Raw genomic sequence first — 21,045 nt, forward strand, 5'->3', positions numbered from 1 at the left:
CGCCTCCCGCGCCTCCCACCGCCTTCATCTCCGCCTAAGCTTTTCTTTTCAAATGGATTGCCGACGAGAATGACCCGGTTCGCTTCCTCCCTCCGGCCGCGGGGCCACAAGGTCCGCGCGTCCTTCGCCCTGGCCACCGCCGCGCTCCTCGCCAGCGGATGTTCCATCAGCCCGAAGCCTCTGACCGATGATGAGAATGTGTCCCGTCTGCGCGAGGACATGTCGGTTATCATGGCGCCGCAGGAGCCGATCGCCGGCCCGGTGTCGATGCACGAGGCGATGGCGCGGGCCATCAAGTACAACCTCGACGAACGCGTGAAGCTGATGGAGATGGCGGTCGCCAACCAGCAGCTCGACCTGTCGCGGTTCGACATGCTGCCGCGTCTCGTGGCGGGGGCCGGCTACACCGGGCGCAACAACGAATCCGGGTCGGAAAGCCTCAATCTCGCCACCGGCCGCCGCACCGGCGAGAGCACCACGGCCACGGACCGGCACCGCCGGACCGCCGACTTGGGCTTCACCTGGAACATTCTCGATTTCGGCGTCAGCTACCTGCGCGCCCGCCAGAACTCCAACCTCGTCCTGATCGCCGACGAGCGCCGCCGCCGCGTCGTCCAGGGCATCCTCCAGGACGTGCGCACCTCCTACTGGCGCGCCGTCGCCGCGGAGCGGTTGCTGAAGCGGATCGAGCCGCTGGAGAAGCGCATCGAGGCGGCGCGCAAGAACGCGAACGACCTGGAGGCCCAGCGCGTCCAGGCTCCGTTGCAGACCCTGTCCTACCAGCGCGCGCTGGTCGACACGCTGCGCCAGCTCCAGACCCTGCGGCGCGAGCTGGTTGCCTCCAAGTCGCAGCTTGGCGCCTTGATGGGCCTGCCGCCGGGCGAGAACTTCACCCTTCAGATGCCGCCGGACGTCACCGGCAAGGACGTGCCGGCGATCACGGCGTCGGTCGAATCCCTGGAAACCTACGCGCTCCTCAACCGTCCGGAGCTGCTGGAGGAGTCCTACAATGCCCGCATCACCGCCGACGAGACGCACCGCGCCCTGCTGAAGCTGCTGCCGGGCATCGACCTGAACGCCGGCCTGCATTTCGACAGCAACAGCTTCCTGCTGAACCAGCGCTGGGCCGATTACGGGGCGCGGGTGTCGTGGAACATCCTGTCCCTGGCCTCGGCCCCGGACACCCACGCCTTCTCCAAGGCGCAGGAGGAACTGGTCGCCTTCCGCCGTCAGGCTTTGAGCGTGGCGGTGCTGAGCCAGGTGCGCGTGGCGATGGTGCAGTTCCGCGAGCTGTCGCAGGAGTTCTCGCTCAACGCCGACCAGGCGTCAATCGACCGCCGCATCCGGCAGCAGTACGTCAACAGCAGCACGGTCGGCCAGCAGGGCGACATGAGCGTCATCCAGGCCGAGGTGTCGGAACTCGTCTCCGATCTGCGGCGCGATCTCGTCTACGCCGACCTGCAGAACGCCTACGCCCGCGTCATGGTGTCGGCGGGCGTCGATCCCATGCCGGAGGCCGTCCCGTCCCAGGATCTGACGACGCTGCGTCAGGCCGTGTCCGACGGGTTGGGCGCCTGGCAGCAGAAGGCAGGCGGCACGGCGCGGCTCCAGGATCTGCTGGTTCCCGCTGCCACGACCTCCGAAAAGGCACCGACGGAGAAGGCTCCGATTGAAAAGGCGGCCGAGCCGCAGACCGAACCGAAGACCGCTCCGCTTGCCGCGCGCAACGACGAGCCGGCGGAGCGCAAGGCTGCGGTGCCGGAGCGCGTGACGGTGGCCGAGCTGCCGCAGGCCGCCTCCATGGCCGCGCCGATGACGGTGTCCTACAGCCCGTCCTCACGGTCGGAGCCGGCGAAGGTCTATTCGGTGCCGTTGAGCGCGCTGGCCCCGATGGGGCGTGCCTCCGCGCGTTGATGCCGACGGGGTGGCGCACCGGCGCCGCCCCCCTTCGGCTGTGCCGGTGCACTGGTGCTGAAACAAATAAGCGTACAGGACCGCTTGCCGATCCTGGATCGTTGCGCTTCCGGAGCAAAGGGTGCAGAAAATCTCTGCCATGATGTGCCGCTTTCGCCCCTCACGCTTCCTCGCTGCGCTGTCTATCGCGCTGCTTTCCCTGCCGCTTGCCGCCGCGGATCCGGCGCCGGCCCCCGAAGGCGGCGTACGCGCGTTGATCGAGGCGCGGCAGCACGCCGTCCTTTCCAGCGAGATCGCCGGGCGCATCGGGCGGATCACCGTGGAGGCGGGCCAGTCCTTCAAGGCGGGGCAGACGCTCATCGCCTTCGATTGCAGCCATTATCAGGCGGCGGTCGACGCGGCCCGCGCCAACCTGCGCGCCGCCGACGTCACGGTGCGGCAGAGCCGCCGGCTGGAGCAGCTGAAATCCATCGGCGGGGCCGAGGTCGAGATGGCCGAGGTCAAGGCCGAGGCCGCCCGCGCCGATCTGCGCAAGGCCGAGATCGAGGTCCGTCGTTGCGACGTGAAGGCCCCCTTCGACGGCAAGGTGGTGGAGCAGCGGATCCGTGAGCATGAGTCGGTGCCCGCCGGCACGGCCCTGCTCGAAGTGCTGTCCGACCGCGATCTGCGGGTCGAACTGATCGTCCCGTCCTCCTGGCTGGTCTGGCTGAAGCCCGGGCAGCGGTTCGAGCTGCGCATCGACGAGACGGGCGAGGCTCTTGACGGCGAAGTCACCCTGATCGGCGCCCGCGTCGACCCGGTCAGCCAGTCGTTGAAGGTCACGGGCAAGCTGCTGACGGACAAGCAGGGCAATGCCCCGAATCTGGTCGCCGGCATGAGCGGAACCGCCCGCTTCAACCCGGCGGAGGAGGCCAAAGGTGCCCGATGACGTCACATCCGTCCGGATGGAAGCGGCCAACCCGCTGAACAGCCTCCTGCTCCTCCTGAATTTGCAACAGGAGGCCCGGCAGGCCCAGAACCCGGAAGCGCTGCGCTTCCTCATGGTGAACCAGACGCGGCGGATGATCGCCTACCAGCAGGCGATCTTCCTGACCGTCGCGCCGTCGGGCAAGGCGCGGCTTGAGGCGGTGTCCAACGTCGCCGTTCCGGAGCGCGATGCCCCCTTCACCCGCTGGCTGGAGGCCGCGGCGTCGGCCATCGCCGCGGGAGCGGAGGCGCGCAGCCTGCACGGCATCGCCCCCACGGAGGTGCCGCCCGCGCTGGCCCGCGACTGGGGCCAGTGGGGACCGGCGCAGGCGCTGTGGGTGCCTCTCCCGGGTCCGGACGGCACCTTGACGGCGGTGTTGTGGCTCGCCCGCGACGATGCGTGGACGGAAGGGGAAAAGGTGCTGCTCGGGCAGCTTTCCGGCGGCTATGGACACGCCTGGTGGGCTTTGACCCAGGCTGGGCGCCGCTCCGGAGTGCGGGCGCGCAAGGGAATTTGGGCGCTGGCGGTGGTGGCGACCCTGGGGGCCGTTCTGGCCATTCCGGTTCCGCAATCGACGCTGGCACCGGCGGAGGTGGCGCCGCGCGACCCGCTGATCGTCAGCGCGCCGCTGGAGGGCGTCATCGAACGCTTCCACGTCCAGCCGAACGAGCCGGTGACCAACGGTCAGCCTCTGTTCACGTTCGAAGCAACGGTTTTGAAGAGTCGTCTGGAAGTCGCGCGCAAGGCCCTGGCTTCGGCGGAGGCGGAGTTGCTGACCGCCTCCCAGGGGGCCTTCACCGACCCGCAGAGCAAGGCCCGCATCGCCCAGTTGAAGACCCAGGTGGAACTGCGCCGGGCGGAGATGGATTTCGCCCGCGACCTGATGGATCGCGTCACCGTTAAGGCGGAGCGGACGGGCATCGCCGTCTTCACCGACGCCAACGATTGGCTGGGCAAGCCAGTGGCGGTTGGCGAGCGCATCCTGACCCTGGCCGACCCGCAGGCTGCCGAGGTTGACGTGCATGTCCCGGTCAACGACGCGATCGTGCTTCAGGAGGGGGCCGAGGTCAGCCTCTATCTGAACGTCGATCCTCTGCGCCCGCTGCACGCGACCGTCTCGCACGCCAGCTACGAGCCGGGGCTGACGCCGGGCGGTGTCCTGGCCTACCGCGTCCGCGCCGATCTGGTGCCGGACCAACCGACCCCGCGCATCGGGCTGCGCGGCACCGCCAAGATCCAGGGCGAGCGGGTGCCGCTGGCCTTCTACCTGTTCCGCCGCCCGCTGGCGTCGCTGCGCCAGACCGTGGGGCTCTGAGCCATGGGCGCCGCCGCCATCGGCATGGCGACGGGGCCGGCGGCGGTCACGCCGGTGGACCCGCTGGACAGCGTGCGGCTGCCGCCGTTGCGCGAAGAGTTGCAACTGCTGCCGGCTCCACCGGCCGTGGACGGATCGCCCTGCTGGACGATCCACGATCCGGTGCGCAATCGCTATTTCCGCATCGGCCATGGCGCCTTCGAGGTCATCGCTCGCTGGCATCACGGGTCGCCCCGTGCCATCGCCGCCGCAGTGGCCGCCGAAACGGTCCTGGAGCCGGAGGCGGAGGATATCGTCGGCCTCTACAAATTCCTGGCCGGCAGCAACCTGACCCAGGGCGCCGACGTCGATTTTCTGGCGAAGCAGACGGCGGCGCGGCGCACGTCCTGGTGGACGTGGCTGTTGCACAACTACCTGTTCTTCCGCATCCCGCTGGTCCGCCCCGACGCCTTCCTGAACGCCACGGTGCGCTACGTCGCGCCCTTCTACAGCCGTGCCTGGTTGTGGACGGTGATCGGTGCGGGAATTCTGGGCCTCATCCTGGCGATGCGCCAGTGGGACAGCTTCGCTCACACCTTCCTGCACTTCTTCACGCTGGAGGGCATGGCGCTCTACGGCCTGACCCTGCTGGTGACGAAGACGCTGCACGAGCTGGGGCACGCCTACACCGCGAAACGCTTCGGCTGCCAGGTGCCGACCATGGGGGCCGCCTTCCTGGTGATGTGGCCGGTGCTCTACACCGACACCAGCGACGCGTGGCGGCTGGTTTCCCGCCGCGCCCGGCTGCACATCGCCGCGGCGGGCATGCTGACGGAACTGGCGCTGGCCGCCTTCGCCACGCTGGCCTGGAGCTTCCTGCCCGACGGGCCGCTGCGCAGCGCCGCCTTCTTCGTGGCGACGGTGAGCTGGGTGACGACCCTGACCATTAATCTCAGCCCCTTCATGCGGTTCGACGGCTATTACCTGCTGGCCGACGCGCTGGATGTGCCGAACCTTCAGGACCGAGCCTTCGCGCTGGCCCGCTGGCGGCTGCGGGAATGGCTGTTCGGGCTGGGCGACGAGGTGCCGGAGCGGTTCGATCCGTGGCTGCACCGGGTGATGCTGGCCTACGCCTTCGCCACCTGGGTCTACCGGCTGGTGCTGTTCATCGGCATCGCGGTCCTGGTCTATCACGTTTTCATCAAGGTGCTGGGAATCGTGCTGTTCGCGGTGGAAGTCGGCTGGTTCATCCTGCGCCCGCTGGTCAACGAGGCGAAGGAATGGTGGGAGCGGCGGGGCAGCCTGCGGCCCAACCGGAACCTCCTGATGACTCTGGGCGGCCTGAGCGCGCTGGTCTGGCTGGCCTTCGTCCCGGTCACCGGCACCATCGCCGTACCGTCGGTGTGGCGGGCGGAGGGTTTCTCAACCCTGTTCGCCCCGGTCCCGTCGCGCATCGCGGAGGTGCTGGTCCAGCCCGGCCAGCGCGTGGCGGCGGGCGACCTGCTGTTCCGCCTCGAAGCGCCGGAACTGACCAGCAAGCTGCAGCAGTCGGAACTGCGCATCGCGCTGGCCCAGGACCGCATCGACCGCATGCTGGCCGCCCGCGACGGACTGGACCGGGTGCGGGTGATGGAGGAGGATCTGGCCGCAGGCTTGGCCGACCGGCAGGGTCTGCTGGACGGTCTGGCGCGTCTGGAAATCCGTGCGCCCATCGCCGGAACGGTGGTTGATGTCGCCGACGCGCTGCGCCCCGGGCGCTGGGTGGGACCATCGCTGGCGCTCGGCCAGATCGTCGCTGATGGCGGTGGGGAACTGGTCGGTTATGTGGCCGAGAATGACCTCACCCGCGTCTCTGTGGGGGCAGATGCGGTGTTCCTCGCTGACGATCCGTTGCGTCCCCGCATGGAAGCGCGGGTGGCGGTGGTGGACCGGGTGAGCGTGAAGGGGCTGGACGTTCCCGCCTTGGCCTCGATCCACGGCGGTCCGATTGCCGTAGAAAGTCAGACCGGCCCAGCGATGGGACGCACGAACGCCGAGGCTGCGCGCTCCAACCTGAAGCCGGTGGAGGCCGTCTACCGGGTGACCCTGGCGCCGCTGGACCGGACGCAGGCGGGACCCGCCCACCAGATGCGCGGCGTGGCCCGCGTGGAGGGCGAGGCGCGCAGTCTGGCCGACCGCTTCTGGCGCACCGCGCTGGCCGTGCTGATCCGCGAAACCGGGTTCTGACGAGAAGATTGCCCGTCAGGGAGCGATTGCCCACCGCCCGTTGGCCATCTTGCAAAAGGTCAGTCTGTAGGGCTGGACGGTCCGCCGGATGAAGTTGGCCTGAACATCCCCGCAGGGCGCACCGTCGCGCTCGTGGATCTTCTCCACGACCACATCGCCGCGCACCCCGGTCTTCGGATTGTTCCATTCGGTGCGCCGACCCGCTTCCATCGGGGTCAGGGCGTCGCTGAGCGCCTTGCGGAACAGGTCCCAATCCTCGTCCGTCAAATCCACCCCGCCGCGTCCGCCCAGGAAAAGGCCGAACTGTGCCTGCGCCGGGGCGGCGACGGCCAGCGTCGCGACCAGCGCGGCGGCGTGGAGCCCAAAGGCAAAGGACGGGATGGGTAACAGGCGCATGCGGCGGCTCCTTACGACCGTTTTCGAATCCGGGCATTTTAAGAACGATTGATGATGGCCGCATGTGAAGGCAGGTCACGAACCGGGGTGTTACGGTAACATACGTGTCGCTGCTTGGCGCGCCGCGGACTCCGGCCTTTCCGATGTTCCGAAACCTTTCCAAGTCCGGGCCATGGCCTGCTATTCGCTGCACGGCCGTCCGGTGGGCAACGGTAACGCACTGGCTTCCCGACCAGGGGGCGGACGAGCGTTTCTGATCGCCGGTCAAACCCTTCGGCGCGGACATTTCCGCCCGATGGGCACCGCTCCATCGCTCTCCGGCAGGATGGCCCCGCAGAATGGCCCCTATGAACGAAGATTTGGGGACGCGCCGCACGTTGGCCCGGTGGCCGGTCCTTGCCTTGCTTGCCGCCCTGCTGTTTGCGGCCTTGCCGTCCGGATGGGCCGTGGCACAGACGCCCGATGCCCATACCTCCACGCCCGGAGGACCGGCGACGGCGCTGGAGGTGTATGCCGCGCGTCTGGAGGCGGTCGCCGCCACCTATCCACAGCTTCCCACCATCCTGTCGGACGCCTTTGCCCGCCCCAACGGGCGGGAGGCGGCGGTGCACCCGCTGCGCCTGCTGCGCGGCTTGGTGATCCTCTTCGCGGCGGGGACGGCGGCGTTGCTGCTGACGGGCCGGGTCCTGGCGGGGCCGCTCCGCAAGCTGGAGGCGGACGGCGGAGCGCCGCTGCTGACCGGCGCGTTGCGCTTCGTGCTGGGGCTGGTGCCGGTGGGCGCCTTCGCGCTTGGCGTGCTGGTCGTCTACGCGATCGTGCGGCCGCCGCATCCCGCGGCTCCAGCGGTCCTGCTCGCGGTGCTCCAGGCGGCGCTGACCGTGCTGCTGACGGACCGGCTGATCCGCTTCCTCTGCGCACCGAGGCGCCCCAGGCTGCGCCTGATCCCGCTGGAGGACGCCGACGCGCGCGCTCTGCACCGCACGGGCGTGGTCACCGTGACGTTGGCCGCTACGGTGCTCGGGCTGATCGATCTTCTGCTGGCGCTGGGGGTCGGCGGGAACGCCATCGTCGCGATCGGCCTGCCGCTGAGCACCGTGCCCTTCCTGTATCTGCTTTACCGTGTGTGGCGCGGACGTGCTCCGGTGGCACGGGCAATCGCCCGCCCATTGGGCGTCGAGGTGAAGGACCACCCCACGCTTGGGCTGTGGGCGGTGGCGGCATCGGTCTATCTCGTCGTCTTGTGGCTGGTCGTCGCGGCGGCGGCGGTGCGGCTGGAGCCGGCGACGGGGCCGCGGATGCTTGCCAGCCTGCTGGTGGCGCTGGCCGTGCCGGCCATCGCGCTGATGGCCCAGCGCCCGCTCGCCCGCTTCTACCGGGGGGAGGAGACGGATGCGGGGAAGGCCGCGGTGGCGCGGGTGATGCGGGCGTTGTGGTCGGCCCTGTTCGTCGTCGGTGTCTTCGCCACCGCAGCCATCTGGGGATTTCGGGTGGAGCAGGCGACCGGAGCGACCGGCATCGCCCTGCGACTGCTGTTCAACGTGACGGTCGTGCTTCTGCTGGGCTACGTCGCCTGGACGATGGTGGTGCGGATGATCGATCGGACGCTGGAGGAGGCCCGGCACGACGGGGCGTCGTCGCGCGGGCAGCGGTTGGCGACGCTGCTGCCGCTGTTGCGGAAGTTCCTTCAGGTCGTGCTGGTCGCCATCGTCGTCATGATCGTCCTCTCCTCGCTGGGCATCGAGATCGGGCCGCTGCTCGCCGGCGCGGGGGTGGTCGGCATCGCCATCGGCCTCGGCGCGCAATCGACCATCGCCGACATCCTGGCCGGCGTCTTCTTCCTGCTGGAGGACGCCTTCCACATGGGCGACTATGTCGAGGTCGGCAACCTGCGCGGCACGGTGGAGGGCATCTCCCTGCGCTCGCTGAAGCTGCGCCACCACCGCGGCGCGGTGCACACGCTGCCCTTCGGCCAGATCAAGGCGTTGACCAACTACAGCCGCGACTGGGCGTTGATGCGTCTGGAGTTCCGCGTCCCGCCGGAGACCGATATGGGGCTGGTCAAAAAACTGGTGAAGGACGTCGGCAAGGAGCTGTCCGCCGACCCGGAGATGGGGCCGAGCTTCATCGAACCGCTGAAGTCCCAGGGCGTGCGGCGGGTGGAGGACGACGCGGCGATCATCGGCGTCAAGTTCATCACCAAGCCCAACGAGCAGTTCGTCATCCGGCGCGAGGCCTACCACCGCCTGATCCGCGCCTTCCAGGATCACGACATCCATCTGGTCGGGCGCGGCGTGGTGGTGCGGGTGGACGATCCGGAGGCGGCCAACCGGATCATCGGCTTCGCCGCCGCCCAGGCCATGAACGGCACCGGCAAGGAGAGCGGAGCGGCGGAGTGACGCCCGTCACGCCGCCGGCGTAACCGACAGCCAGGCCGCGATGACGAAGGCGGGCAGGCGGCCGAGCGCAGCGTCGTCCCGGCCGGTCTCTTCCTGCCACGTCCGGTGACGGTCCAGCGCGGTCCGCAGGACGGTCGCTCGCTCCGCCGCGGGGACGGCGGACAGGGCGGTGTCCAGGCTGGTCAGATAGGGCGGGAACTCGGCGTTGGGACCGGCGAGGCCGCGCTCTGTCCCCTCGGGGTCGAACCACACCTCGGCGGCGGCGGTGTCGGCACTGGGCGGGACGACCATGCCGCCGACATAGCCGGTGGGCTGGACCACCTTCCATCCCTTGCGGCTCGGCCCGGTGGTCCAGCCGAGCGCGCGGGCGACCTCCATCGTCGCGGAGCGAGTGGGCGCCTGCCGGGTGATGCGGTCCAGAAGGTCGGTCAGGTCGGCGGCATGCATCGGGGCGCTCCTTCGATAAACCTCTAGGCGATGAACCCTCAGGCGAAAAACCCTTCGGCCATGAACCAGCCGGATGGTCCTCAACGTACAACATCGGTGGCGGGCAGGGCGATGACAGCCTATCTGGGAAACGGCCCATCAGGCGAGAGGGAGCGGTGCGGAAAAGAATGACGGCCACCATCCTGGTGATTTTGATGACGCTGGTCCTGCTGCTGGCCGGTCCGGCCTTCGTGATCGCGTCGGGAACGGCGACGCTGGGGGTCGACTGGAGCCGGGCGGACCGCAAGTCGGTCGGCCTCGCCCCCGATCCCGCCACGACGCAGGAGGCGGTGGTGCAGGTCTACGCCGCCCGCGCCCTGTCCTGGCGCGGCGCCTTCGGCACGCACCCGTGGTTCGCGGTGAAGCCGGCGGGGGCGTCGGCCTACACCGTTTATGAGGTGATCGGCTGGCGGGTCTACCGCGGCCTGCCGGCGGTGGCGGTCAGCAAACGCGATCCGGACGGGCGCTGGTTCGGTTCGGCCCCCGCCGTGCTGGCCGAGCTGCGCGGCCCCGCCGCCGAGGCCGCCATTCCCAAGATCGCCGAGGCCGCCCAGAGCTACCCCTACGCCGGGGAATACCGAATCTGGCCCGGCCCGAACAGCAACACCTTCGCCGCCTGGGTGGGGCGGGCGGTGCCGGAACTGCGGCTCGACCTGCCCTCCACCGCCCTGGGCAAGGACTATCTGGGCACCGGCCTGATCGCGCGGGCGCCCAGCGGCACGGGCTGGCAGGTCAGCCTGTTCGGCCTTGCCGGCCTCCTCCTGGCCCAGGAGGAAGGGTTCGAGGTGAACCTGCTGGGCATGACCTTCGGGGTCGATCCCTTCGATCTCGCGGTCAAGATCCCGGGCGTCGGGCGGTTGGCACTGAACGCCCCCGCCCCGACGGCCCCGGCCGCTGAAAGCCCGCCGCCGGGCTGAGCCTCAGTTCTCCTCGGCCGCCGACATGCCGGTGCCGGCGGGGCCGAGCGGCGGGTTGCCGCGCTTGAGGCCGAGCCGGGTCATGCAGTCCCACGCCTCCTCCGCCGTGTCGGCGATGTCGAACAGTTCCAGGTCGCCGGCGCTGATCATGCCGTGGTCGGCCAGGGCGCGGAAATTCACCACCTCGTTCCAATAGTCGCGCCCGACGAAGACGATGGGCAGGCGGGAGGCCTTGTTGGTGTTGCGCAGGTTCAGGATCTCGAACGCTTCGTCGAAGGTGCCGAAACCGCCGGGGAAGATCGCCAGCCCGTTGGCGCGCATCGCCAGATGCATTTTCCGGATGGCGAAATAATGGAAGCGGAAGGTCAGTTCCGGCGTGCTGTAGGGGTTGGGGTGCGGTTCCTGCGGCAGGCTGATGTTGAAGCCGATGCTCGGCGCCCCGACCTCCTGCGCGCCGCGGTTGGCGGCCTCCATCAGGCCGGGACCGCCGCCGGTGGCGATCACGTTGTCCCGCTGCCCGTCCTCGGTCGGCGCCAGGGCGCCGCCGCGCTCCGACACGATGCGCCCGAAGGCCCGCGCCTCCTCGTACCAGGCCGCCTGCTTGGCCCGCCGTTCGGCCTGTTGCCGCTCCTCCAGCGTCCGGGCGTCGCGGAGAAGCTGCTCCGCCCGCTCGGGCGAAGGCACCCGCGCGCTGCCGTAGACCACGATGGTGGAGCGGATGCCCCAGGCCTTCAGCTCCGATTCCGGCTTGGCGTATTCGAGCATGAAACGCACCCCGCGCATCGGCTCGCTCAACAGGAAATCGCGGTCCTCGAAGGCGATGCGGTAGGCGGCGGATTCGTGGTTCGGCCTGCTGTCCTTCATGCTGTGCTCCGGGTGGGGACGGGGAACGGCTTCTGGTCATGTGGGGTCGCGGGCGATCCATTGCCCGGACTCAAAAGATTTGCATTCGAAGCAATTGTGCCGCAGACCGGAGGGAGGCGGAAGGGAAAGCGGTTCCGCGTCTTTCCATAAGCCTTGGCCCTGCCCACATCATGGTTCAGGGGCGTCTGCGCCCGACCTTCAGCGTCTTATCCGCGTCTTGTTCGTAAGGGGTGACGTTGAGCAGCATCGAGCCGCCATGGCCATCGGATGAGCGCGCCCGGATGGACCGGCTGAAGAGCTACGGCGTGCTGGACACGCCGCCGGAGGCGTCCTTCGACCGTCTGGCCCGGCTCGGCGCTCGCCATTTCCGCATGCCCATCGTGATGGTCAATCTGGTGGACGAGACGCGGCAGTGGTCCAAGGCCGGCTATGGGCTGGATACGATGGTCATTGAGCGGCGACTGTCCTTCTGCGCCCACACCATCCTCCATGACTCGGTTCTGGTCGTGCGCGATGTGCTAGAGGACGAGCGCTTCGCCGACCATGAGTTGGTCGCCGGGCCGCCGCACCTGCGTTTCTACGCGGGGGCGCCGCTGATCACGCCGGACGGGCTGCGCATCGGAACCTTCTCCCTGCTCGATCACAAGCCCCATCCGGAGTTCAGCGCGGAGGACGAGCGGGATCTGGAGGAGTTCGCCCGCCTCGCCATGCACGAGTTGGAAACCCAGGCCGCCCATCGCGCTGCCCTGGCGGCCGAGGCGCTGCTGCGGGACAAGAACGCCCTGCTGGAAAGCCTTCTGGAGAGCGTCACCGACCCGATCTTCGCCAAGGACCGCGAGCGCCGCTTCACCCTGGTCAACTCCGCGACCGCGCGCCTGTTCGGACGGGCGCGGGAGGAGGTAGCGGGCCTGACGGACGAGGATCTGTTCCCGCCGGAGGAGGCCGCACGGCTCGACGACCTGTGCGGGCGAGTGATCGCCACCGGACGGGAGGAGACGGTGGAGGAGGAGTTGCCCTTCCCGACGGAGGAGGGGAAACGCGTTCTGATGATCAGCGTCATGCCCCTGCGCGACGTCTGGGGTGCGGCCATCGGCGTCGTCGGGGTGGCCCGCGACATCACCGCCCGCAAGCGCGCGGAGGAGGCGCTGCGGTCGAGCGAGGCGCGGTTCCGCACGCTGGTCGACAACACGCCACTGCTCATGTGGATCAACCGCTCGGACGGCACCCCCGAATACTACAACGAGGAATTGCGCGCCTACACCGGTCAGGACCCGGACGCCATGTCCGCCTGGAAGGGATTTCATCCGGACGACCGCCCCGCCTATCTGGAACTGAGGACGCGCTCGATCGCTGCGGGCACGCCCTATCAGAGCAACATCCGGATGCGGCGCGCCGACGGGGCATGGCGTTGGCACCAGTGCCGCGTGGTGCCGGTGCAGGAAAGGGGCGCCATCGTCTCCTGGATCGGCACCGCGGTGGACATCCACGACATCCGGCGCGCCCAGCAGGCGGCGGAGGAGGCCGATCGCTCGAAGGGCCGCTTCCTGGCGGCGGCCAGCCACGACCTGCGCCAGCCCATGCAATCAATCCTGCTGTTCGCCGGCGCGCTGGGCCCCCATGTCACCGGCGAGGCCGGGCAGCGGGCGCTCGACCGGCTCCAGCAGGGGCTGGACACGCTGAAGGATCTGCTGGACAGCCTGCTCGACGTGTCGCGCCTCGATGCCGGGGTGGTGGCGCCGCAGATTGAGGACTTTCCGGTCGCCGACCTGCTCGGCCCACTGTCCGCCGCCTATGCCCCGCTGGCCGAGGCCAAGGGGCTGGATTGGCGGGTCGTGCCCTTCACCGGGACGGTGCGCAGCGACCGCGTCCTGTTGGGGCGAATGCTGCGCAATCTGGTCGACAACGCCATCCGCTACACCGACCGGGGCCGCGTCATGGTCGATTGCCGGCCCCAGGGAACGCGCCTGTGCATCGAGGTGCACGACACTGGCCAGGGCATCCCGCCCGACCAGCGGGAGCGCATCTTCGAGGAGTTCCACCAGATCGGCAACCCGGAGCGCGACCGCGACCAGGGCCTCGGCCTCGGTCTCGCCATCGTGCGCCGGCTGTCGCGTCTGCTCGACCATCCAGTGGATCTGGTGTCGCGTCCGGAGCGCGGCTCGATCTTCTCGGTCAGCGTGCCGCTGGTCCGCCACGACGAGCCGCGTCTTCCGCCCCCCGCCACCCGGATGGCGCGGACCGACGCCATGACGGCGACCGGGGACGGGCGGCTGGCCGTGGTCGTGGAGGACGACGCCATCGTTCTGATGGGGCTGGCGGTGATGCTCGGCGAATGGGGGTTCGAGGTGCTGACCGCCGGGAGCACCGGCGAAGCGCTGGAGCGCCTGCGCGGCGGGCGGCGGCCCGACATCGTGCTGGCCGATTACCGGTTGCGCCAGGGCCGCGTCGGCACTGAGGCTATTCTGCGCATCCGCGACCTGTTCGGCGCCGACGTGCCGGGCCTCATCGTCACCGGGGAGATCGGGCCGGAACCGCAGCGCGACGCCGCCCGGCACGGTCTCGGCCTGATGCACAAGCCGGTGACGCCGCGCCTTCTCGAAGCCGTGCTCGCACGCCATCTTGGAGCCATCGGGCCGGCTTGAGCGTTGCTATCACCAGCGGCGCCGACGGCGCCGCGCCGTGCGAAGGTTATGGAGGAGACAACAGAGTGCCATCCCTGTCGAAAGGCCTTGCCATGGTCGCCGTCGCGGCGGCGCTCGCCGGGTGCCAGTTTCCCGGCTTCCCGTCGCCGCAGCAGACGGCCACCCTGCCGCCCCCGACCGTGCCGAAGCCGCCGCCCGAGGAGCGCGGGATCTGGATCGTCGGCAGCCCGTCCATGCGGGGGGCGGTCGGCACCGCGGCCAGCCGATTCAACAGCACGCCCGACACCCAGCCGCGCCTCGTCGCCGAGGGCACCAACAGCGGATTCCGCAGCTTCTGCGCCGGGGTGGGGCTGGAGCATCCCGACATGGTGGTCTCCGACCGCCGCATCGGGGCCGAGGAGCAGAAGCGCTGCCGGGCCAAGGGCATCACCATGATGGAGTACGAGCTTGGTCCCAAGCAGTTCGTCTACGTCAAGGACGCCCACATGATGACCATCCCCGGCGTGCGCGACTTCACGGACAGCTGGGGCGTGAAGGGCAAGCCGGTGCGCGGGGCCTGATCAGCGGCCTGCGGCGGCGTCGGCAGCGGCCTGCTTGCGGAAGAAATCCACCCCCATCTGGATGCTGCGCCCGATGTTGGCCGCGCGGTCCTCGAAGAAGGCGGCGGCCTCGGGCGTGCAGACCTCGGCCGTCGTCTCGCGGAACAGCTCCAGCCAGCGCTCGAAATGCGCCGGCCCGATGTCGAAGCGGACATGGGCGGGCAGGGGGCGCCCGTCGTAGCGGTGGGTCAGCAGGGCGACCGAGGACCAGAAGTCGATCATCTTCTGGAGATGCGGCTCCCAGTCGGTGATCGCCGCGCCGAACACCGGGCCGAGCAGGGCGTCGTCGCGGATCTTGCCATAGAAGGTGCGGACGAGGGCTTCGATCATCGCCTCGTCGATGCCGGTCTTGGCGACCCGCTCGGCGATGGTGGCGGATTGGGGGGTGGGTGCGGTCTGGTCCAAGGCGGTGGCGTCCCGAAAAAACATGAGGCGAACAAGACCCCGCACCATACCCGTCCCGGCGGCACACCGCCACCCGTGCAGGGCATTGAACTCCCTCTCCCCTGAGGGGAGAGGGTTATGAACGTCGAACGCGCTCTCCGCACCCTTACCGGATGATAACCACCACCAGCCGCTTCGGCCCGTGGACGCCGTAGGCCAGCGTCTGCTCGATGTCCGCCGTCTTCGACGGGCCGGAGATCAGCAAGGCGTTGGTCGGCATGCCGTCGGCCCAGCGGTTCTCGGTCATCGCCTGCCAGAAGGTGTCGTACAGCGCGTCGGCGCGCAGCAGCGCCAAGTGCATGTGCGGCACCAGCGACATCAGCCGCGGCTCCTCCGGCGTCGGCCAGACGATCAGGCTGCCGGTGTCGGCGATGGCGCCCAGCGTCGTGGTGATGCCGGCGTCGATGCCGTCGAACAGCCGCTCCTTGAAGGTCTCGACCCGGTCGGCGTAAGGGATCAGCTCCGGACCGCCCGCCATCCCGGACGCCGTCCATTCGGCTGACAGGCGCGCCCCGGCCTCGGTCGCCGGACCGAAGAGCAGGTTGCGGGTACCCTGCGCCTTGAGGAAGGCCTGGACGTCGGTGGGCCAGTCGGCCTCCGTCGTCTCCAGGAATTCCGTATGGACGGCTTCCATCATGCGCTTGATGCGCTCCAGCCGTTCCGCGCCGTCCCAGCGCTTGTTGCGCAGGACGGCGAAGTCGGACTCCGGCGGGGGCAGCGGGTGGGCGTCGCGCCCGGCGCGCAGCTTGCCCAGGATCGCATTTCTGGACTCAGACATCGGGAATCCCCTTCTCGCGGGCGAGGGCATGGAGCGTGCGGCTGGCGAAGCGCGGCTTGGACCGCACGTTCGTCCACTCCTTCAGCAGCGGCAGGCTGGCGGGGGCGGCGTTGCCCAGCTTGGCCAGCAGCGCCGTCGCGAACTGGTAGGCGAGCGGCGAGGCGTAGGTCATCGACCAGCCCTTCCACACCATCGCCTCCGCCTTGCTGGCGTGCGACCCGGCGCCCTTCACGGCGTCGCCGGGATGCACGGCCTCCGACCGCAGGCGGCCCATAATCTCCACGATGGGGATCTTGACCGGGCAGATCTCGACGCAGGCGTTGCACATGGTGCAGGCGTGCGGCAGCTCGCCCCGCTTCTCCAGTCCTTCCACCTGTGGCATCAGGATCGAGCCGATCGGGCCGGGGTAAGGCGCCTGATAGGCGTGGCCGCCGACCTTGGTGTAGACCGGGCAATGGTTCATGCAGGCGCCGCAGCGGATGCAGCGCAGCGTGTTGCGCAGCTCCTCGTCGGCGTAGATGCCTGACCGCCCGTTGTCGAGGATCACCAGATGGATCTCGTTCGGGCCGTCCTTCTCACCCTCCTTGCGGGGGCTGGAGATCATGTTGACGTAGGTGGTGATCGGCTGGGCGGTGGCGGAGCGGGTCAGCAGGCTGATGACCGGCGGCACGTCCTCCAGCTTCTCGACGACCTTCTCCAGGCCCATGACGGCGATGTGGACGGGCGGCACTGTGGTGCTCATGCGCCCGTTGCCCTCGTTCTCCACCAGACAGAGTGTGCCCGTCTCCGCCACCGCCATGTTGACGCCGGAAATGCCGACGTCGGCGGTCGCGAACTTCTTGCGCAGGACGCGGCGGGCGAGGTCGGTGAGCTGGGCCACGTCCTCGGTGTATTCCGCTTCCTTGATCTTCTGCTTGAACAGGTGGGCGATCTGTTTGGTGTTCATGTGGATCGCCGGCATGATGATGTGCGAGGGCATCGCCTCATCAAGCTGGACGATGTATTCGCCGAGGTCGCTTTCCAGGCTTTCGATGCCGTGCTTTTCCAGGAAGGCGTTGAGGTGCATCTCCTCCGACACCATCGACTTGCCCTTGACCACCAGCTTCGCGTTCACGCGCTGCATGATGGACAGGACGATGGCGTTGGCCTCGTCGGTGGTCGACGCCCAATGGACCTGGATGCCGTTCTTCGTGCAGTTGGCTTCCAGCTTCTCCAGCAGTTCCGGCAGCTTGGACAGGGCGCGCAGCCGGACCGAGGCGCCGAGCGTCCGCACCCCGTTCCACTCGGCGGTGTCGGCGAACTGCACCGCGCGCTTGGACATCAGCCCGTCCATGGCGCGGCGGAAGTTGCCGCGAAGCTGCTGGTCCTGAAGCGCCGCGCTGGAGGCCTTGGCAAAATTGATGCTGGTCTCACCCATGGGTGCGCTCCTTCAGGAACTGGGCGATGTGGACGCCGCGGACCGGCTTCTTGCCGCCTTCCAGCGCGCCGGAGATGTTCATCAGGCAGCCGCAGTCGCCGGACACCACGGCCTTGGCCCCGGTGTTCTCGATGTCCGCCACCTTGTCGCCGACCATGGCGGCGGAAATCTCCGGATGGCGCACCGCGAAGGTGCCGCCGAAGCCGCAGCATTCCTTCTCCCGCTGCAGTTCGACCAGTTCGACGTTGGCGAGCTGGCGCAGCAGGGCCTTCGGCTCGTCGGTCACGCCCATTTCGCGCTGGGCGTGGCAGGAGGCGTGCCACGTGATCTTCACCGGCGGCCCCTGGTCCTCGAATTTGACCTTGAGAACCTGGACGAGGAATTGGGTCAGCTCCCACACGCGGGACGCCACCTGACAAGCGCGGGCCTCGTCCGGCTCGCCCTTGAACAGGTCGGGCCAGTGCTTGCTCATCATGCCGGCGCAGGAGCCCGACGGCACGACGATGGGCCAGTCGCCGGGGAAGTAGTCGAGCTGCGCGCGCGCGACCTTCAGCGCCTCCTCCCGGTAGCCGGAGTTGTAGGCGGGCTGGCCGCAGCAGCTCTGCCCCTGCGGGAAGACGACGCGGACGCCCTGCGCCTTCAGCAGCTCCATGCCGGCCATGCCGGCTTCCGGGTAGAACAGGTCGACCAGACAGGTGCCGAAGAAATAAACGCTGTCAGGGCGTTCGATGGCGGGCCGTTCGATGTCGGTCCGGCTTATGGTGCCGTCGTGGCTCATGATTTTCCTCCCTCCCGCCTCAGAACGCGGGTTCCGACGCGCGCGTGGAGGCCGTGGCGGAAGCCTTCGGCGTCGAGCAGGCATCGACCAGATAGACGATGGAACGGTACGGCAAGCCGGAGTGGTCGGACAGGCCGATTTCGCAGGTCCGGCTGTTCGAATAGCCGGCCTTGGCCCCGGCGGGGATGTCCTTGGACAGGTGGCGCAGGGCGTGGGCGTTCAGCTCCGGCGTGGTGAAGCCCTTGTCGCCGGCGAAGCCGCAGCAGCCGACATCCTCCGGCACCACCACCTGGGTGGCGCAGGCGGCGGCCACCGCCTTCATCTTGGCATCCAGCCCCATGCGGCGGGTGGAGCAGGTCAGGTGCAGCACCACCGGCTCCGTCTGCTTGGTGAAATTCAGGCGATCCAGCAGATGGTCGTGGATGAACTCCACCAGATCCAGGACCTGGAGCCCGGCGTCCTTCAGGTGCTTCTTCAGCCGGAAGGAGCAGGGGCTGGTGTCGAGGACCACCGGGGCCATGCCGTTGGCGCTGGCCGCCCAGATGGCGCGGACCATTTCCTCCGCCTTGGCGTCGGCCTGGGCGGCGAGGCCCTTGCTCTCCAGCGGCATGCCGCAGCACAGCGAGGACAGCTGCTCCGGGTAGGCGACGCGGTAGCCGGCCTTCTGGAACAGCGCCTCCACTTTCACCGGCAGCGGGGTCTTCTCCGGATCGTTGGCGGCGGGACCCATGCTGCGGCTGGTGCAACTCGGCACATAGACGACGGTCGGCGCGTCAGCGGACGCCTTGGCCTGGGGCAGCGGCGTGAAGTTGGTCGGGGTGGGCAGGGCGCGCGGCAGATGCGGCAGGCGCTGGCCGGTGACGGTGCGCAGCTTCTCGAACAGCCCATTCGCCGTGTCGTCGCCCAGCGTTCGCTTGGCCAGATCGGCGAGCTTCAGGCCGGCGCGGGCGACGCTCAACGCCCCGGCGGTGTGGCCGGCGACGTAGGTGCCGAACCCCTGGGCCACCGCCCCTCGACGGTCGCCGCGGATCGCCTTGATGAGCAGCCCCGTCTCGATCCCCACCGGGCAGGCGGTGGAACAGAGTCCGCAGGCCGCGCAGGTGTCGATGCCCTGGTAGTCGTAAGCCTCGTGCAGCGCGCCGAGCCGAGCCGCGTCTGCGCCCGTGGCCTCAAGACGCGAAATCTCGCGCCAACCGACGATGCGCTGGCGGGGGGAGAGCGTCATCTTGTGCGACGGGCAGGTCGGCTCGCAGAAGCCGCACTCGATGCAGGTGTCCACCAGCGGATGGGCGGCGGGCATCGCCTTCAGGTTCTTGAGATGCGCCTCGGGGTCGTCGTTCAGGATGACGCCGGGGTTCAGCAGGCCCTGCGGGTCGAGCAGCGCCTTGATTTCCTTCATCAGGCCATAGGCCTGCGGACCCCACTCCATCTCCACGAAGGGGGCCATGTTGCGGCCCGTGCCGTGCTCCGCCTTCAGCGAGCCGTCGTACTTGCGCACCACCTGATCGCACACCGCGTCCATGAAGCGGCGGTAGCGGTCCACCTCCTCGTCGGTGTCGAAGGCCTGGGTGAAGACGAAGTGCAGGTTCCCTTCCAGCGCGTGGCCGAAGATGATCGCCTCGGTGTAGCCGAATTTCAGGAACATCGCCTGAAGCTCGACCGTCGCCTCGGCCAGCCGGTCGAGCGGGTAGGCCACGTCCTCGATGATGACCGTGGTGCCGACCTTGCGCATGGCGCCGACCGCCGGGAACAGGCCCTTGCGGATCTTCCAGTAGCTTTCGCCCAGCTTGGCGTCGGTGGTGAAGGTGGGCGGGAACAGGGTCTGGGTCTGGGCGATCACCGCGCCGACGGCGGCGATGTTGGCGTCCAGCGCCGCCGCATCCTCGCCGCGGATCTCCACGAGCAGGGCGGAGGCGTCCGGCCCCAGCCCGCCGATGAAGTCCGGCATGCCCGGCTTGCCCTCGACCGAGCGCAGCGAGGCGCGGTCCATCAGCTCCACCGCCGAAACCGGCGTCGGCTTCATCAGCGCGACGGCGCGGCAGGCCTCCCCGATGTCCGGGTACATCAACAGCGCGTTCGCCTTGTGGGCGTGTTCCGGCACCGTGTTGTAGGTGATCTCGGACAGGAAGCCGAGCGTGCCCTCCGACCCGATCATCAGGTGCTGGAGGATCTCGACCGGCTCCTCGAAGTCCACCAGGGCGTTGAGGCTGTAGCCGGGTGGTGTTCTTGATGCGGAACTTATTGCGGATGCGCCCCGCCAGCTTGTCGTCGGCGCGGGTGCGGGCGGCCAGATCGGACAGGCCGGACAGCAGCGCGCCGTGGCTGACAGCGAAGGCGGCGCGGCTGGCGGCGTCGCCGGTGTCCAGCAGCGTGCCGTCGGCCAGCACCAGCCGCATGGAGGCTAGCGTGCGGTAGCTGTTCTGGGCGGTGCCGCAGCACATGCCGCTGGCGTTGTTGGCCGCGATGCCGCCGATCTTGGCGGTGGCGATGGAGGCCGGGTCCGGACCGATCTTGCGCCCGAAGGGAGCGAGCTTGCGGTTCGCCTCCGCCCCCGATGACACCGGGCTGGAGGGTCACCGTCGCCGCACCCGGTGGGATGGTGCAGCCGCGCCAGCTGTCGCCCAGCAGGACCAGGACGGAATCGGTGACCGCTTGGCCTGACAGGCTGGTGCCGGCGGCGCGGAAGGTCACCGGGGTCTTCAACTCCCGGCAGAGGTTGAGCAGCCGCACCACCTCGCCCTCGGCCTCGACGATGGCGACGATCTTCGGGATCAGGCGGTAGAAGCTGCCGTCGGTCCCGTAGGCCAGCGTGCGCAGCGGGTCGGTGACGAGGCGTTCGTCCGGCATGAACTCCCGGAGGGCCGCGTGCAGGCGGTCATAGGGCGCGGGCAGCATCGGTTCTCGGGGCCTCCGGATCAGGGACCGCG

The 21,045-nt window shown here is 69.1% G+C and carries 15 protein-coding genes and 1 pseudogene; 8 read left to right on the forward strand and 8 right to left on the reverse strand.

All coding sequences use genetic code 11. The features are described from left to right. Window positions 1-69 precede the first annotated feature (69 nt). The 4 genes from H1Q64_RS27595 to H1Q64_RS27610 all read left to right on the forward strand — a co-directional run bounded on the left by H1Q64_RS27595 (window position 70) and on the right by H1Q64_RS27610 (window position 6,401). A complete protein-coding gene (locus tag H1Q64_RS27595) occupies window positions 70-1,914 on the forward strand; it encodes a TolC family protein (RefSeq protein ID WP_237907605.1) in 1,845 nt (614 codons plus the stop codon). A 121-nt stretch (window positions 1,915-2,035) separates the two neighbouring features. Continuing rightward, the gene (locus H1Q64_RS27600; RefSeq protein ID WP_237907606.1) at window positions 2,036-2,842 is read left to right on the forward strand and encodes an efflux RND transporter periplasmic adaptor subunit; all 807 of its coding nucleotides are present in this window, start codon (window positions 2,036-2,038) and stop codon (window positions 2,840-2,842) included. Then, window positions 2,832-4,196: an efflux RND transporter periplasmic adaptor subunit gene (locus H1Q64_RS27605; protein WP_237907607.1), complete on the forward strand. Its 1,365-nt coding sequence runs from the start codon at window positions 2,832-2,834 to the stop codon at window positions 4,194-4,196. Before H1Q64_RS27600 ends, H1Q64_RS27605 begins: the two co-directional genes overlap by 11 nt. 3 nt (window positions 4,197-4,199) lie before the next feature. Then, on the forward strand, window positions 4,200-6,401 hold the full coding sequence (locus H1Q64_RS27610) for an HlyD family efflux transporter periplasmic adaptor subunit (protein WP_237907608.1): 2,202 nt from the start codon (window positions 4,200-4,202) through the stop codon (window positions 6,399-6,401). A gap of 15 nt (window positions 6,402-6,416) precedes the next feature. On the opposite strand, the gene H1Q64_RS27615 is transcribed toward H1Q64_RS27610, so the two are convergent. Then, window positions 6,417-6,797: an RT0821/Lpp0805 family surface protein gene (locus H1Q64_RS27615; RefSeq protein WP_237907609.1), complete on the reverse strand. Its 381-nt coding sequence runs from the start codon at window positions 6,795-6,797 to the stop codon at window positions 6,417-6,419. Window positions 6,798-7,243: 446 nt separating this feature from the next. Here H1Q64_RS27615 and H1Q64_RS27620 point away from each other — a divergent pair, with 446 nt between their 5' ends. After that, window positions 7,244-9,193, forward strand: coding sequence for a mechanosensitive ion channel family protein (locus H1Q64_RS27620; protein WP_237907610.1), 1,950 nt, complete (start codon window positions 7,244-7,246; stop codon window positions 9,191-9,193). Window positions 9,194-9,199: 6 nt separating this feature from the next. Here H1Q64_RS27620 and H1Q64_RS27625 read toward each other — a convergent pair whose 3' ends face one another. Beyond that, window positions 9,200-9,640 carry a hypothetical protein gene (locus tag H1Q64_RS27625; protein ID WP_237907611.1) on the reverse strand — a complete coding sequence of 147 codons (441 nt, stop codon included), beginning with the start codon at window positions 9,638-9,640 and terminating at the stop codon, window positions 9,200-9,202. A 167-nt stretch (window positions 9,641-9,807) separates the two neighbouring features. Between H1Q64_RS27625 and H1Q64_RS27630 the strand changes: the two genes are divergently transcribed. Then, entirely contained in the window at window positions 9,808-10,596 is a 789-nt protein-coding gene (locus H1Q64_RS27630) for a DUF3750 domain-containing protein (RefSeq protein WP_237907612.1), read from the forward strand. Window positions 10,597-10,599: 3 nt separating this feature from the next. On the opposite strand, the gene H1Q64_RS27635 is transcribed toward H1Q64_RS27630, so the two are convergent. Then, the gene (locus tag H1Q64_RS27635) at window positions 10,600-11,460 is read right to left on the reverse strand and encodes an LOG family protein (RefSeq protein ID WP_237907613.1); all 861 of its coding nucleotides are present in this window, start codon (window positions 11,458-11,460) and stop codon (window positions 10,600-10,602) included. Window positions 11,461-11,741: 281 nt separating this feature from the next. Here H1Q64_RS27635 and H1Q64_RS27640 point away from each other — a divergent pair, with 281 nt between their 5' ends. Together H1Q64_RS27640 and H1Q64_RS27645 are read left to right on the forward strand one after the other, a co-directional pair. Continuing rightward, complete coding sequence (locus tag H1Q64_RS27640; RefSeq protein ID WP_237907614.1) at window positions 11,742-14,102, forward strand: PAS domain S-box protein; 2,361 nt, start codon at window positions 11,742-11,744, stop codon at window positions 14,100-14,102. A 65-nt stretch (window positions 14,103-14,167) separates the two neighbouring features. After that, window positions 14,168-14,662, forward strand: a complete 495-nt coding sequence (locus H1Q64_RS27645; RefSeq protein ID WP_237907615.1) for a substrate-binding domain-containing protein — start codon at window positions 14,168-14,170, stop codon at window positions 14,660-14,662. Here H1Q64_RS27645 and H1Q64_RS27650 read toward each other — a convergent pair whose 3' ends face one another. From H1Q64_RS27650 to H1Q64_RS27670, 5 genes and pseudogenes are all read right to left on the reverse strand, one after another. After that, window positions 14,663-15,106: a group III truncated hemoglobin gene (locus H1Q64_RS27650; RefSeq protein ID WP_237907616.1), complete on the reverse strand. Its 444-nt coding sequence runs from the start codon at window positions 15,104-15,106 to the stop codon at window positions 14,663-14,665. 145 nt (window positions 15,107-15,251) lie between these two features. Beyond that, window positions 15,252-15,923 (reverse strand): LutC/YkgG family protein, encoded by a 672-nt coding sequence (locus H1Q64_RS27655; RefSeq protein ID WP_237907617.1) that lies wholly within the window; start codon window positions 15,921-15,923, stop codon window positions 15,252-15,254. Further along, window positions 15,916-17,340 (reverse strand): LutB/LldF family L-lactate oxidation iron-sulfur protein, encoded by a 1,425-nt coding sequence (locus H1Q64_RS27660; protein WP_237907618.1) that lies wholly within the window; start codon window positions 17,338-17,340, stop codon window positions 15,916-15,918. The genes H1Q64_RS27655 and H1Q64_RS27660 overlap by 8 nt, the downstream gene beginning before the upstream one ends. Then, complete coding sequence (locus tag H1Q64_RS27665; RefSeq protein ID WP_237907619.1) at window positions 17,333-18,118, reverse strand: (Fe-S)-binding protein; 786 nt, start codon at window positions 18,116-18,118, stop codon at window positions 17,333-17,335. Before H1Q64_RS27665 ends, H1Q64_RS27660 begins: the two co-directional genes overlap by 8 nt. 19 nt (window positions 18,119-18,137) lie before the next feature. Beyond that, a pseudogene (locus H1Q64_RS27670) lies at window positions 18,138-21,013 on the reverse strand (FAD-binding and (Fe-S)-binding domain-containing protein). Window positions 21,014-21,045: the final 32 nt, after the last annotated feature.

Origin of the sequence: Azospirillum brasilense, assembly GCF_022023855.1 — a bacterium.
Lineage (GTDB): Bacteria > Pseudomonadota > Alphaproteobacteria > Azospirillales > Azospirillaceae > Azospirillum > Azospirillum brasilense_F.